Raw genomic sequence first — 13,757 nt, forward strand, 5'->3', positions numbered from 1 at the left:
GCACGCAAAACCGTCGAACCATCAACGATCGTTTCCTTCTATAATCCAAATTTACCTCGTCGTTAAAAATAAGTATATCACACCGTTTTCCCATTTTCTAATTCGCGCGGCTCTTCACGGGTGCTTGCTTGGCACGGTTTTGGCGATCCAAACGTCGATTTTCCGCCTGCTTCTTCCTAGAAGCGTGCAAAAACGCGCAGCGATCATAATCATAGTACATACCAAAAGCCTCTCCCCGTCCGGGGAGAGGCTTTTGGTTATCGAGCCGGCTTCGGCTCAGTCTGCGCGAAACAGGCGACGGATGCGGCGTACCTGACTTACCCGACTTATCCGACCTTTTCCGACGTATCCGAGGAACGCCGAAAAAACCCGACTCTCCATTTCGGAGAATCGGGTTTTTCTATACGCTACGCGCCGGAAGATTGCCGAACACTTCGGCTTACCAATCCGGCAGATCGAACGCTTCTCCGACGGCGCTGCCGTCTTTGAGACTGTAGAAGCGGTAGTAATGCGTATCTTGCTGTTCGTAGAACACCTGCCAGACGTACTGGTTGCCGTACACGCCCGGAAGCATCCGGATCAGTTTGGCGTCCGGAAGCTGAGCTTCCGCCCGGTCCCACATGTCTTCCCGGGTAATCGTTCCGGCGACCGGCATCGAGCGAAACGCGTTCTCGCCCGCTGCCGGCGTGCCTTCCGGCGTATATTTGAGCCAGACGTACTGTTCCTCGCCGGACGCCGTCGTTCCTTGAACGACCCAGAAGATCGAATTTTCGCCCCAGACCCATTTGTCGGCCCGTTCGATTTCCGTCAGCTGTCCCTGCGTGCGCGCCGAAGCGATCGCCGCGTTGCGTTCGTCCGTTCTGCCCTGCATCGAGAGCATATAGTACAAATAAGCTCCCGCCAGCAAAATCAGCACGACGAGCAGGGTCAGCAAAATGACTTTGGTGCGCTTGCTCACGTTGTGTATCCTCCCGATGTCCGGCTTAGCGGGCCAACAGCCCTTCGAAAGCCGACTGGGCCTCGAACCGGATTTTCTCTTCGTCCAGCGTCAGGCACTCGCGGTTCTTGACGATCTGGATGCCGTCTACCCATACATGCCGCACGTCCTGACCGGCCGCCGAATACACGAGATGCGACACGTAATCGGTGCGCGGCAGGAAATGGGCCTGCTCGATATCGAGCGCGACGAAGTCCGCTTTCATGCCGGCTTCGAGCGTGCCCAGATTGTCGAGGTACAGCGACTGCGCGCCATGCAGCGTCGCCATGCGCAGCGCTTCGGCTGCCGGCACGGCGGTCGGATCGCCCGACACGCCTTTGTGGATCAGCGCGGCCAGACGCATCTCTTCGAACATGTCGAGATTGTTGTTGCTGGCCGCGCCGTCTGTGCCGAGCGACACGACGACGCCCGCTTTGAGCAGCTGCGGCACTTTCGCCACGCCGCTCGCAAGCTTCAGGTTGCTGCCCGGATTGTGCGAGACGGCTACCCGGTTGGCCGCAAGCATCGCGATCTCTTCGTCCGTCAAATGGACGGCATGCGCCACCATCGACGGGCGGGAGAAGAAGCCGAGCTTCTCCAGATGCGCGACCGGACGCAGCCCGTATTCGCGTACGTTCTGCTCCACTTCCGCCGCCGTTTCCGACATATGCGTATGCAGCGGCAGATCCAGATCGTGCGCCGCCTGCACGAAACGCTCGATAAAAGCGGGCGGGCACGTATAAGGCGCGTGCGGCGACATCATGACCGTGATGCGTCCATCCGCCTGGCCATGCCAGTTTTTGGCGAACGAAATCGCGTCGTTCAGCTTGTCGTCTTGTTCCTGCTGCGAGCACAGCCCGATTACGCCGCGCGTCAGCGACGCCCGCATGCCGGATTGGACGACCGCTTCGGCCACGCGGTCCATATGGTCGTACATGTCGAGGAACGTCGTCGTGCCGCTTTTGAGCATCTCGACGATCGACAGCGAACTACCCCAGTACACGTCGTCCGACGTGAACTTGGCTTCCATCGGCCACATTTTGGTCTGCAGCCATTCCTGCAGCACCATATCGTCGCCGTATCCGCGCAGCAGCGACATGGCCGTATGGCCGTGGCTGTTGACGAGACCCGGCATAAACAGCAGCCCTTTGCCGTCGATCGACGGCAGGTCGCGCGCGTCTTCCGGTTCTTCGGTTCCGATATAGGCGATGGTGTCTCCGTCGACGATCATGCAGCCGCGAACGACCCCTTCACGCTCGCCGGTGGCGAAGACGCCGTTTCTAACGATCCATTTAGTCGGATGGTTTGTCGTTGTCATGGGTTTCGGTTTCCTTTCCGTTATCGAGGTAGTAAGCCAGGCTGAGCAGGTCGGTCGTGAAATCGGCCGCATGGATCCGTACGTCGGCCGGCACTTTAAGCACGGTCGGCGCAAAATTCAAAATGGCTTCGACGCCGGCTTCGACCAGCTGGTCGGCGACGCGCTGCGCTTCGGAATCGGGCACCGTGATGATGCCGACGCGAATGTTTTTCTCCCGTACGGTCGGCTTCAGTTCTTCGATCGGCTGCACGGTCAGCTTGTTGATCTGCGTGCCGACCTTCGGCGCGTACGAGTCGAATACGGCGACGATCTTCATGCTTTCCTTGAGGTACATATTATAGTTGGACAGCGCATGTCCCAGATTGCCGGCGCCGATCAGGGCCACGTTGATCGGACGGTCCAGCTTGAGGATATGGCGAATTTTCTCGATCAGGTACGAGACGTCGTAACCGATGCCTTTTCGGCCGAAATCGCCGAAATACGCAAGGTCTTTCCGGATTTGGGCCGGATTAAGATCCAGTTTCTGCCCGAGTTCCTGCGACGACACCGTCATCACTTCGCGTTTGTGCAGTTCGGTCAGGTGACGCAGGTAAACGGGAAGTCTGCGAACGACGGCTTCCGAAATTTTTTCCGCTTTCATTCCATGTCCCTCCCAGGGGAAAAGTTAATCCGACTTCTCTTCCGGTTCCAGCCATTCGGCGACTCTCGGCACGATTTGGTCGAGCGCCATATGCTCCATTTTGGGACCCGGAAGCGAGTATAAAAAGTATTTGCCGTAATACGATTCGATCACGCGCGTATCGTAGACGATCACGATGCCGCGGTCGCGGCGCGTACGCACCAGGCGGCCGAATCCCTGTTTGAAGCGGATAACGGCCTGCGGCACGGACAGCTTCATGAACGGGTTAAGGTTCTGGCGCTTGAGCAGTTCGCTTTTGGCTTCCAGCAGCGGATGGCTCGGAGGCTGGAACGGCAGCCGCACGATAGCGAGGCACGTCAGCGCGTCGCCGGGAATATCGACGCCTTCCCAGAAACTGCTCGTGCCGAGCAGCACCGTTTTCGCGTTCTCCTGAAACCGCCGGGTGAGGCGGCTTCGGCTGCCGCTGTCGACGCCCTGCCCGATCAGCGAAATGCCGGAAGCGCCGAGCAGTTCCTTGAGCGGATCGTACACCTGGCGCAGCATCCGGTACGACGTGAACAGCACGAGCATGCGTCCCTGCGTCGCTTCCGCCGTACGCGCCAGCGAATCGGTCAGCGCGGCGAGGAACGAAGCGTCGGCCATCTGCCCTTTGACGCTGGGGAAATCGCGCGGGACGATCAGCAGCGCCTGCTCCCGGTAATTGAACGGCGACGGCAGCACTTCCGTCAACAGCCTTTTTTGCACGGCCGCTTCCCGCAGACCCAGCTGGTCGATCATATAGTCGAACTTTTTGTCCACGGCAAGCGTGGCCGAAGTGAGAACGACGCTTTTCTTTTTATCGAAAAAGTGCTGCTGCAGCTGGGCGCTGACGTCGATCGGCACCGCGTACATTTGCAGCGACTTGCTTTTGAACTGCGAGCTGCCTTCGAGCCAGTAGACCGTGCTTCCGTCGTCGAGCCGCATGAAGAACCGCAGCGATTCGCGCGCTTCGGACAGGTCTTTGAACAGACCCGAAATATCGGTCGCCAGACCTTCGGCCGTGTAGTCGCCGCTGTCTTCCTTGACGGAAGCCGCCATGCGTTCCCCGCGGCGGATCGCTTCGCCGAGCCCGACGTAGATCTGGTCTTCCAGCGTCGAGAGCGTATCCCAGCCTTTCGGGTATTCGCCCGCCGTCAGGCGCAGCGTATGCTGGCCGGCTTCCGGCGCCGACACGTCTACCCGGTCGGGCAGCAGCGTGTACAGCAGCTCCGTCAGTTTGTCCCAGCTCTCTTTGGCGTCGATCAGCTCGGGAATGACTTCGTCGATCGCGCGGTTCCATTCGTTTTTCTTCTCGTGCCCGATCTTGCCAAGCAGTTGGCGCAGCGCGGGCAGCTGCCCGTTCTTGCCGTCCTTGTACAAGCGGGTCATCGCATGCACGAACGAGAAATATTTCAGGTGCAGCCCGAGATGCTTGCCGGCCACGTCTTCGAGGTGATGCGCTTCGTCGATAACGAGACGCTCGTAGGCGGGCAGCAGCTGGTCGTCCGCCTTGACGTCGGAGAACAGCTTGGAATGGTTCGTCACGACGACGTCGGCCATAGACGCTTCATGCTTGGCCCGGTAATAGTAACAGCTGCGGAACCAGGGACAGGCGCGGCCCAGACAGGAATCCGTCTCGCTCGCGATCGTGTCCCAGAAATCCTGGCCGCGGCCGATACCGAGGTTCAGTTCTTCGTCGTCCCCGCTCTGCGTGCGGGTCAGCCAGACGAGCAGCTGCGCCGCCGTCAGGACGTCGTCCGCGGGATGCGTGAATTCACGCCGGTCGATCTTCTGTTCAAGCTTGCGCATGCACAGATAATGCTGGCGTCCCTTGAACACCGAAGCGCGGAATTCGAACGGCACGACGCGGTTCAGCAGCGGAACGTCGCGTTCGCGCAGCTGCTCCTGCAAGTTGATCGTGTGCGTGCTGATCATCACTTTGCGGTCTTTTTTTACGCTCTCGTAAATGGCCGGAATGAGGTAGCCGAGCGATTTGCCCGTCCCCGTTCCCGCCTCGATCAGCAGATGCTTGTCGCTTCCGAACGCTTCCTGCACTTTTTCGAACATGATGTTCTGCGATTCGCGTTCTTCGTAACCCGGCAGCTCGGCGCGCAGATTGTTTTGCACCTGTTCCAGAAAATCGCCGAACGGCACGTCTTCGAGCGGATTGCCGTCGCGGATCTCGCGGGCGGGCGGCACTTCGGCCCACTCCCCCGTTTTGAGCGCGAACTGGCGGTAGAATTTGAATTCGCCGCTTTCCTGAAGCGGTTCCATCTCCTTCTCCTCGACCAGCGTTTGGAAAAACCAGCCCAAATCGCTATCGCCTGCCAGCAGTTCGGCGATCCGCTGCAGCGTAACCAAAGGCAGCGAACGCGCTTCTTCCAGACAGTGCAAAAAAACGTGCGCCGTTGCCAACGCATCGCTATCCGCCTGATGCGGACGTTCGTGGGGCACGCCGAACTGCGAAGACACCGCGCCAAGCTGGTAGCTCGTAATCGAAGGGTACAAAATGCGCAGCAGGTCGATCGTGTCCAGAATCCGGCCGGTAAACGGCAGGTATCCGGTCTGGTCGAGCGCGCGCTGCAAAAAGCCGAAGTCGAACGCCACGTTATGTCCGACCAGGACGGCGTCGCCCAGCAGCGGAATCATCCCGATGATCGCTTCGTCCAGCACCGGCGCTTCGCCGAGCTGTTCTTCGCTTATTCCCGTCAGTTCGGACACGAACGACGGAAGCGGGACGCCGGGGTTAACCAGCGATTGGTACGTATCCACGATCCGCAGATCGTGGTCGATGACGCTCAGCCCGATCTGGATGATGGCATCCGATGCCTGAGTGCCCGTCGTTTCAAAGTCCAGCACGGCAAATTTCATGGAGTCGATAAATCCTTTCCGTCGTATTTCTCTATCAGCATAACAGACAAAGTGCAGTTTGGGAAACTCTTCACCACCGATCCGGGCCCAAAAAAAGCGAGGCTTCCGCGCCGCGTCCCGCGGCGGAAAGCATCTCGCTGCTTGTTCGAATAGGGTGTGTTCCCCGCTTGTAAAAAACGGGAAACCGGTTCTGCGCGGCATCCCCGGCAGGCCGGGATTCGCCGTTTAGCGGATCGTCGCGTGAATTTCCTTCACGGCCGTCTCGACAGCGCGGTTGTCCGCATCGACGAACACGACCGTCGGCTTGTGCAGATGCGCTTCTTCGTTCGACATCGAAGCGTACGAGATAATGATGACCGTGTCGCCGGGCTGCACGCGGCGGGCGGCCGCGCCGTTCAGGCAGATCACGCCGCTTCCGCGCCGTCCGGGAATGACGTACGTCTCCAGACGTTCGCCGTTGTTGTTGTCGACGATCTGGACTTTTTCATTTTCCAGCAGATCGGCCGCTTCCATCAAATCTTCGTCGATCGTAATGCTGCCGACGTAATTGAGATTCGCTTCCGTGACGGTCGCGCGGTGGATTTTGGATTTCATCATCGTTCTATGCATACAGGTCAGCCTCCTTGAGCTTCATAATGGCATTGTCGATCAGACGGGTCGAACCGAATTTGACGGCAAGCGCCAGAATAACCGAACCGCCGGAACGCCGAAGGTCGGCCATTTCGCGGTCTGCGACAAGCGGTTCGAGATTCGGGAACGTCAGCAGTTCCACGTAATCGATCTCGGCGAGCGGCGACGCCTGGATCGCTTGCGTCACCTCGTCGGTGATCGCGCGCGACGTGACGGAACCGTCCCGCTCGATGCGGGCTTGCGCTTCGCGCAGCGAACGCGACAGCACGAGCGCTTCCCGGCGCTGCTCAGCGCTCAGATACACGTTGCGCGAGCTGAGCGCAAGGCCGTCCGCTTCGCGCACGATCGGGCACGGCACGATGACGACGTCCAGATTCAGGTCGGTCACCATCTTTTGCAGCACGGCGACCTGCTGGGCGTCTTTGGCGCCGAAGTACGCCCGGTCCGGCTTGACGATATGGAACAGCTTGGAGACGACCGTCGCCACGCCGTCGAAATGGCCCGGGCGCGAAGCGCCGCACAGACGCTCGGTGACTCCCGTGACCGTGACAGTCGTTCTGCGTTCTTCCGGGTACATCTCGTCCACGGAAGGCAGAAAGACGACGTCGACGCCTTCGCGCTCGGCCAGCTTCAGGTCGGCTTCTTCGCTGCGCGGATAGCGGTCGAGGTCTTCGCCCGGCCCGAACTGGATCGGGTTGACGAAGATGCTGAGCACGGACACGCCGTTCTCCTGGCGCGAACGCCGCAGCAGGCTGGCATGCCCTTCGTGCAGATAGCCCATCGTCGGCACGAAGCCGACGGCACTGCCCTGCGCCGAAGCGCGGCGTTCTTCGCGCAGCTCGGCGATCAGGGCGCGTGCCTGAGCGATCGTGGTGGCGATCTTCATCCCTGCGCCCCCACTTTCTTGTGATCGGCAGATGCCGCGTCCGGCTGGGCGCTCTCGGCTGCCGCGCGTCCGCCGCCGTAGAGCGAATCGAGCGATTCGCTGACGCCTTCGTCCGCTTTGAACACGTGAGATTCGGCCGGGAACGTCCGGCTTTTCACTTCGTTCACGTAATCGGCGATGCCGCCGCGAATCTGCTCGCCGACGTCGGCGAACGTTTTGACGAATCTTTTTTCCATATAGGGCGAAGCGTACTTCACCACGTCGTGGAAGACGAGCACCTGGCCGTCGCATTCGCGGCCGGCGCCGATACCGATCGTCGGGATCGACAGTTCGCGCGAGATCGCCGCGGCGGTCTCTTCCGCCACCAGCTCCAGCACGACCGCGAACGCTCCGGCTTCTTCCAGCGCTTTCGCTTCGTTCATAAGGCGCTTCGCGTCTTCGGCGTCTTTGCCCTGCACGCGGTAGCCGCCGATCGTATTGACCGACTGCGGCGTCAGGCCGATATGGCCCAGCACCGGCACGCCGGCCTGCACGATCGCTTTGACGGCGGCAGCGATCTCAAGGCCGCCTTCCATCTTGACGGCGTGCGCGTGTCCTTCCTGCATGAGGCGGCGCACGCCTCTAAGCGTTTCATCTATGCTTCCGTGGTACGTCATAAAAGGCATGTCGGCGACGATGAACGTATTGCCCGCTCCCCGCGCCGTCGCTCTCGAATGATACACCATATCGTCCAAAGTGACGGGAATCGTCGAATCGTAACCGAGTACGACGTTGCCGAGGGAATCTCCGACCAAGATGAGGTCCACGCCCGCTTCCTCCGCCAGTTTCGCGGATGGATAGTCGTACGCCGTAATCATCGTCAAAGGTTCCTTTTGTTGTTTCATTTTACGGATTTTCACTACGTTTAACGGTCTTTTCGCTGCCATGGGATCAGGCTCCTTTTGTGGATAGTGGAGGCTGTTTGCACCGGATTTACAACTGCGTCCAGCACAAATAGCCTTTTGCTGTCACCAAAAGGGCCGAAAGGTAAAGAAGAAACGGGTGCGACGATTCGCTTCTCCCTTCTGTCTCGGTCCTTGTAAGGCTCAGAGCAGAACTGCAGGGCGGTCGATAGTCGGGGCGATTGCGCCCGGAATCGAGCTTGCAACTTCGGGTTTGAAACTTCAGGCTTGCAACTTCAGATTTGCAGCTTCAGAGTGATCGGCCTTGCCGAGCCTGAAAATGCTGCGGGTATAGAAAGTGTTGCGATTCGCGGCAGTGCAGTTCGGCTTCCTTCAGCCGATACCGCCTCCACACCGCAAGTATACCAAAACCTTGTCGATAAATCATCCCATCTGCCGATTTCCGGCCGATCGATCGGAACCGGGGAACATGCCTACTGGCCGCTGCCCGATCCGCCGGCCGGTCCCGGGTACAATTCCACATCGCCCGAGTAGACGGCGGCGAGGCTTCCGTCTTCGGCACGCATCAGCAGTTCGCCCTGCGCGCCGAGTCCTTCCGCGCGTCCGCGCCGTTCGCCGCGCACGTCGCGTACGACGATCTCACGTCCCAGCGTGACGCTGAGCGATTCCCACAGCAGCCGGATCGGTTCGAAGCCGCTCTCGGCATACAGCGCGTACAGCGTCTCGAACTCGTTCATGACGGCGGCGATCAGCGCCGAACGATCGACTTCCGTCCCCGATTCGCGCCGCAGCGAAGTGACGCGGTCGCGCAGTTCCTCGGGGTAATCGGACTCTTCCAGATTCGCGTCGATGCCGATGCCCATGATGCAGTGCCGGATGCCTCCGTCTTCGACGACGGCTTCCAGCAAAATGCCGCACAGCTTGCGGCCGCCTGCGAGCAGGTCGTTCGGCCATTTGATGCCGGCTTCCACGCCGCTTGCGGCGCGAATCGCGCGGCAGACAGCGACCGCCGCCAGCAGCGTCAGCTGCGGCACGGCGGTCAGCGGCCCTTCCGGGCGCAGCACCGTGCTCATCCAGACGCCGCGGCCCGGCGGCGAATGCCAGGCGCGGCCTTGACGGCCGCGGCCCGACGTCTGCTCTTCGGCGACGACGAGCGTGCCTTCCGGGGCGCCTGCGCGCGCCAGTGTCTCCGCTTCGGTCTGCGTCGAATCGGTCTTGGCCAGTACGGTCAAGTTACGGCCGAAACGCTCCGTCCGAAGTTCGGCCGCGATCCGGCGCATATCGAGCGCCGATGCGGTCGCCGCCAGGCGGTAGCCGAGCTTCGGCGCGGCTTCGAACACGTAGCCGGCGTCTTTGAGCCGGCCGATCCGCTTCCATACGGCCGTGCGGCTCACGCCGAGCCGGCGGCTGATCTCCTCGCCGGACAAATAATCGCCGCCCGCCGCTTCGAACATGTCGAGCAGCCGGTCGCGGCTGTCGCCTGCATTTTCCCTGCCGTCCGGAACCGGCGCCGACGACTCCAACGACTCCGATTTTTCCGGTTCGCCGAGGCTTCGCTTTTCGCTATCGGTCATATGGGCCGCTCCTCCTTCTGCGCTTGAGTCTCGTTCTTCGCCAGCCGCGCTTCCAGCCGGAGCGCTTCCGCCAGCAGTGCTTCGCGCTCGTTGGCGATCTCGCCGAGCGCGACGGCTTCGAGCAGCCGCCGGATCAGGGCGCCGAGCCACGGGCCGGGCGCCCGGTCCAGCTGCCCGGCGAGGTCGTGCCCGCCGAGCGCAAGTTCCCGCGGCGACTCCGCCGGGATCGCCGCAAGCCAGCCCGCCGCGCGTTCAAGCCGCGCGGCAAGCCTTTCGTCCGCTCCATGCAGCGCGGAGCGGTACGCAAGCCAGGTTTCGGCCGCCGTCCGGCCGAAATCGAGCACGCAGCGGACGAATACCGTCCGCGCGTCCGCTTTCCGCGGCTTGTGCGGCAGCGCACCGGCTTCGCGCTCTTGCTTCGCCGGCGGCTCTGCCCCCGCCTGCCGCTCTCCCGGCCGCTCCGGCCCGGCCGCCGGTTCTTCCCGCGCCGCAAGCTGTTCGCGGCGCAGCGCAAATCCGCCGGCTTCGGCGGCGCCTTCGAACAACCCCGCCGCGTTCATCGCTTCGTCGATCCGCAGCAGCGCCGCAGCGGATTTGGCGAATCCGCCGGAGAACGTCCAGCTTTTGAGCCGGCTTTCCGCTTCGTCGCCGGGCACGCCCAGCCCTTGCAGCAGCGCCGCCCAGCGCAGTTCGCCCGGCTTGGGCGGCAAATCGTCCAGCCGCTCGGGAGCCGCAGCCCGCAAAGCCTGCGGCTGCAGACCGATGCGGGCGTCCTCCAGCAGGCCGCTGCGCGCAAGCAGCCGCAGCCCTGCGGACGGCTGCGGCCCGCCGATCATTTTCTCAAGTTCGGCGCGGACCCGCTCCGCCGCGATATGGCGCATGTTCCCGCGCAGTTCAAGCAGCGCTTCCCATGTGCTCGGCGCAAGTTCGAAGCCGAACACGGAAGCGAACCGCACCCCGCGCAGCATGCGCAGCGCGTCTTCGCGGAACCGCTCGCGCGCTTCGCCCACGCAGCGGATCAGGCCGCGTTCCAGATCGGCACGCCCGCCGTAAGGGTCGATATAATCGCCGCCCGGCAGCCGGGCGATCGCGTTCATCGTAAAATCCCTCCGGCGCAAATCTTCGTCGAGCGACCGGACGAACGTCACTTCGTCCGGCCGGCGAAAGTCCTGATACGCCGATTCGGTTCGGAACGTCGTCACTTCGAACGGCATTTTGTCCAAAATCACGGTCACCGTACCGTGCTGGATCCCTGTCGGCACGGTGCGTGCGAACAATCCGATCACTTCTTCGGGCCGCGCCGAGGTGGCGATATCCATATCGTTGACCGGCCGGCCGATCAGCTCGTCGCGAACGCAGCCGCCTACCCAGCAGGCGATATGCCCCGCCTCTTCGAGCGTGCCAAGCAGGTCCGCGCTGAGCCTGACCTGCTCCGGATCGGCATATTTCCACTGCGTCACAGTCTTCAACTCCGTTTCTGTCTCGTTCCGGGCGCAGGCCGCCGATCAGCAGCTTTGAACGACCGCTTCCGGCAGCTTGCGCCCCAATACGCGATAGTAGATTTCTTCGTACTCGCGCATAATTTTCTGATCGCAAAAACGCGTATGCGCCCGGTCGAGGCACGCTTCGCGCATCCGCGCTTTCTCGGCCGGATTGTTCAGCAGGCTGACGGCATAAGCGGCCATCGCGTCCGTATCGCCGATCGGAGCCAGATACCCTGTAATGCCGTGCTCGACCAATTCGGGGATGCCGCCCGCTTCGGAACCGACCGTCGGCACGCCGCAGGCCATCGCTTCAAGCGCGACCAGTCCGAAGCTTTCTTTTTCCGACGGCAGCAGCAGCAGATCCGCCAGCGAGATGACCTGCGCGATTTCGTCCTGTTTGCCGAGAAAATGTACCCGATCTTCCAGACCCAGCTCGCGGATCTTGTTTTGGACTTTGGGCATATCCGGCCCTTCGCCGACGAGCAGCAGCTTCGACGGCACTTCGCGGTTGACGCGGTCGAACACTTCGATCACGTCGGACACCCGCTTGACCGGCCGGAAGTTGGAGATATGCATCAGTATTTTCTCGTCCGGCGCCGCGAACTCGCTGCGCAGCCCGCTCACTTCGCGCGGATAGTACACTCTTTTGTCGATAAAATTGTAGGTCAGGTCGATATCGCGCGTAATGTCGAGCGCCGTGCGCGTCTGGCCGATCAGGTCGGCCGATACGGCCGTTACCGCGTCGCTGCGGTTGATGGCAAGAGCGATCAGGTCTTTGAGCGTCTCGTCCTGCCCAAGCACCGTAATGTCGGTTCCGTGCAGCGTCGTGACGATCTTGAGGTCGTCGCCGACCATCTGCTTCGCGAGATAGGCGCAGACCGCATGCGGCACCGCGTAGTGTACGTGCAAAATATCGAGCTTTTCGCGTTTGACCACCTGGGCCATTTTGGAAGCCAGCGACAGATCGTACGGCGGATAACGGAATACGTAATAGTCGCTGACCTCGACTTCGTGATAATGGATATTTTTATGGAAGGCTCCCAACCGGAAAGGAATGCTGTGCGTAATAAAATGGACCTCGTGTCCTTTTTCCGCCAGCAGCTTGCCCAGTTCCGTCGCTACCACTCCCGACCCGCCGAGCGAGGGGTAGCAGGTGATGCCGATTTTGAGTGTTTCGTTCATTAAGCCCGGAACTCCTTTCTTACCGGTCCCACATAAAGGGCGCCTGGTCGTTTCTTGATTGGACAACTTGGTTGGTCAATAGGTGTGCGGTTCCCTGTGCGCGAGTTCCCGATAAGGATTTCGACCCGCGATCCAACAAGGAATCCGTTAAAATAAATCGACTTTGTGCGGCAGCCGGGAAGCGAATCCTTCGGCATACCCGATCCCGCCTTTTTGGCCGAGCAGCGAATCGCGCGCTTTGACCCGCTCGACGTACTGCGCGGTCAGCGGCGTATCGACGGCGTCGCTTCCTTGCGACGGGCCGGTAAACTGCGACGCGTAGCAGCGCAGCGCCTGTTCTTTGTCCGCGTAAACGTCCGTGACGTCGACCATCAGGTCGGTACGTCCCGGATCGTTGATGAAATAAAAATAAAGCTGCTCCACCGTCACCGGCGGCATTTCGGGCATGTAGCGGCGAAGTTTGGCGTTGAATACCGCTTCCTGCACCAGGCGGCTGCACGAAATATGGTCCGGGTGCCGGTCTTCCCAATACGGGGCAAACACGGCGCGCGGCGCCCATTTGCGAATCTCGGCGGCCACTTTGCGCAGATGGTCGTCGGTCAGAAACAGGCCGCGATCCGGCAGGCCGAGATTGGAGCGCATAGCGAGGCCGAGTACGGCGGAGGCCGACTCGGCTTCTTGGACGCGCAGCTCGACCGTACCGTTCGAAGACATCTCGGCGAACGTCAGATCGCAGATCCCGACGCGAAGGCCGGCGCGGGTATGCTTGACGATCGTGCCGCCCATCCCGATCTCGGCGTCGTCCGCATGGGCGCCGAAGACGAGCAGGTCAAGCGGCCGATTCTGCGGTTCATTCATTGCCCTGAAGTCCCGGCTTGTATTTATGTACCAGCTCGCGCCAGCCGAAATCGCCCCGCATCAGCGCCTGGACGAGGATCTCCGCCGTCGCGACGTTTGTCGCCACCGGAATGCCCTGCACGTCGCAAATGCGCAGCAGCGCCGTAATATCGGGCTCGTGCGGTTGGGCCATCAGCGGATCGCGCAGGAAGATGATCAAATCCAGCTCGTTCTCGGCTACCATGGCCCCGATCTGCTGATCGCCGCCGAGCGGTCCCGACATGAACCGGTGGATCTGAAGCTGGGTCGCTTCCATGATCCGCTGCCCGGTCGTGCCTGTCGAATACAGCTGGCAGCCGTCAAACGCTTTTTCGTAGGCGGTGACGAAATTGACCATCTCGTCTTTTTTGCGGTCGTGCGCGATAAATGCTACCTTCAT

General features: G+C 61.2%; 12 protein-coding genes. All 12 read right to left on the reverse strand.

Annotation, left to right across the window (positions count from 1 at the left end; all coding sequences use genetic code 11):
* Positions 1-439 precede the first annotated feature (439 nt).
* The 12 genes from FFV09_RS00570 to FFV09_RS00625 all read right to left on the reverse strand — a co-directional run bounded on the left by FFV09_RS00570 (position 440) and on the right by FFV09_RS00625 (position 13,757).
* Positions 440-958: a DUF5590 domain-containing protein gene (locus tag FFV09_RS00570; protein WP_141445867.1), complete on the reverse strand. Its 519-nt coding sequence runs from the start codon at positions 956-958 to the stop codon at positions 440-442.
* Between the two features lie 25 nt (positions 959-983).
* Entirely contained in the window at positions 984-2,294 is a 1,311-nt protein-coding gene (locus FFV09_RS00575) for an amidohydrolase (RefSeq protein ID WP_141445868.1), read from the reverse strand.
* The gene (locus tag FFV09_RS00580) at positions 2,269-2,934 is read right to left on the reverse strand and encodes a redox-sensing transcriptional repressor Rex (RefSeq protein ID WP_141445869.1); all 666 of its coding nucleotides are present in this window, start codon (positions 2,932-2,934) and stop codon (positions 2,269-2,271) included. Before FFV09_RS00580 ends, FFV09_RS00575 begins: the two co-directional genes overlap by 26 nt.
* A gap of 24 nt (positions 2,935-2,958) precedes the next feature.
* Positions 2,959-5,823, reverse strand: coding sequence for an ATP-dependent DNA helicase DinG (dinG, locus tag FFV09_RS00585; RefSeq protein WP_141445870.1), 2,865 nt, complete (start codon positions 5,821-5,823; stop codon positions 2,959-2,961).
* Positions 5,824-6,048: 225 nt separating this feature from the next.
* Positions 6,049-6,432, reverse strand: coding sequence for an aspartate 1-decarboxylase (panD, locus tag FFV09_RS00590; protein ID WP_141445871.1), 384 nt, complete (start codon positions 6,430-6,432; stop codon positions 6,049-6,051).
* Positions 6,425-7,339 (reverse strand): pantoate--beta-alanine ligase, encoded by a 915-nt coding sequence (gene panC / locus FFV09_RS00595; RefSeq protein ID WP_141445872.1) that lies wholly within the window; start codon positions 7,337-7,339, stop codon positions 6,425-6,427. Before panC ends, panD begins: the two co-directional genes overlap by 8 nt.
* Positions 7,336-8,265 carry a 3-methyl-2-oxobutanoate hydroxymethyltransferase gene (gene panB / locus FFV09_RS00600; protein WP_141445873.1) on the reverse strand — a complete coding sequence of 310 codons (930 nt, stop codon included), beginning with the start codon at positions 8,263-8,265 and terminating at the stop codon, positions 7,336-7,338. Before panB ends, panC begins: the two co-directional genes overlap by 4 nt.
* 449 nt (positions 8,266-8,714) lie before the next feature.
* Positions 8,715-9,695: a biotin--[acetyl-CoA-carboxylase] ligase gene (locus tag FFV09_RS00605; protein WP_425472336.1), complete on the reverse strand. Its 981-nt coding sequence runs from the start codon at positions 9,693-9,695 to the stop codon at positions 8,715-8,717.
* A gap of 116 nt (positions 9,696-9,811) precedes the next feature.
* Positions 9,812-11,275 carry a CCA tRNA nucleotidyltransferase gene (locus tag FFV09_RS00610; protein WP_246098436.1) on the reverse strand — a complete coding sequence of 488 codons (1,464 nt, stop codon included), beginning with the start codon at positions 11,273-11,275 and terminating at the stop codon, positions 9,812-9,814.
* 45 nt (positions 11,276-11,320) lie between these two features.
* The gene (gene bshA, locus FFV09_RS00615; protein ID WP_141445876.1) at positions 11,321-12,481 is read right to left on the reverse strand and encodes an N-acetyl-alpha-D-glucosaminyl L-malate synthase BshA; all 1,161 of its coding nucleotides are present in this window, start codon (positions 12,479-12,481) and stop codon (positions 11,321-11,323) included.
* Between the two features lie 147 nt (positions 12,482-12,628).
* Complete coding sequence (bshB1, locus tag FFV09_RS00620; protein ID WP_141445877.1) at positions 12,629-13,339, reverse strand: bacillithiol biosynthesis deacetylase BshB1; 711 nt, start codon at positions 13,337-13,339, stop codon at positions 12,629-12,631.
* On the reverse strand, positions 13,332-13,757 hold the full coding sequence (locus FFV09_RS00625; RefSeq protein WP_170314886.1) for a methylglyoxal synthase: 426 nt from the start codon (positions 13,755-13,757) through the stop codon (positions 13,332-13,334). Before FFV09_RS00625 ends, bshB1 begins: the two co-directional genes overlap by 8 nt.

Origin of the sequence: Saccharibacillus brassicae (genome assembly GCF_006542275.1) — a bacterium.
Classification (GTDB): Bacteria; Bacillota; Bacilli; order Paenibacillales; family Paenibacillaceae; genus Saccharibacillus; species Saccharibacillus brassicae.

What these genes read in the sequence shown, in the direction of transcription:
- FFV09_RS00575 (WP_141445868.1), bottom strand. Translation starts at nt 2,294, where the DNA reads ATGACAACGACAAACCATCCGACTAAATGGATCGTTAGAAACGGCGTC.
- panB (WP_141445873.1), bottom strand. Translation starts at nt 8,265, where the DNA reads ATGGCAGCGAAAAGACCGTTAAACGTAGTGAAAATCCGTAAAATGAAA.
- bshA (WP_141445876.1), bottom strand. Translation starts at nt 12,481, where the DNA reads ATGAACGAAACACTCAAAATCGGCATCACCTGCTACCCCTCGCTCGGC.
- FFV09_RS00625 (WP_170314886.1), bottom strand. Translation starts at nt 13,757, where the DNA reads ATGAAGGTAGCATTTATCGCGCACGACCGCAAAAAAGACGAGATGGTC.
- FFV09_RS00580 (WP_141445869.1), bottom strand. Translation starts at nt 2,934, where the DNA reads ATGAAAGCGGAAAAAATTTCGGAAGCCGTCGTTCGCAGACTTCCCGTT.
- bshB1 (WP_141445877.1), bottom strand. Translation starts at nt 13,339, where the DNA reads ATGAATGAACCGCAGAATCGGCCGCTTGACCTGCTCGTCTTCGGCGCC.
- FFV09_RS00605 (WP_425472336.1), bottom strand. Translation starts at nt 9,695, where the DNA reads ATGTTCGAAGCGGCGGGCGGCGATTATTTGTCCGGCGAGGAGATCAGC.
- dinG (WP_141445870.1), bottom strand. Translation starts at nt 5,823, where the DNA reads ATGAAATTTGCCGTGCTGGACTTTGAAACGACGGGCACTCAGGCATCG.
- panC (WP_141445872.1), bottom strand. Translation starts at nt 7,339, where the DNA reads ATGAAGATCGCCACCACGATCGCTCAGGCACGCGCCCTGATCGCCGAG.
- panD (WP_141445871.1), bottom strand. Translation starts at nt 6,432, where the DNA reads ATGCATAGAACGATGATGAAATCCAAAATCCACCGCGCGACCGTCACG.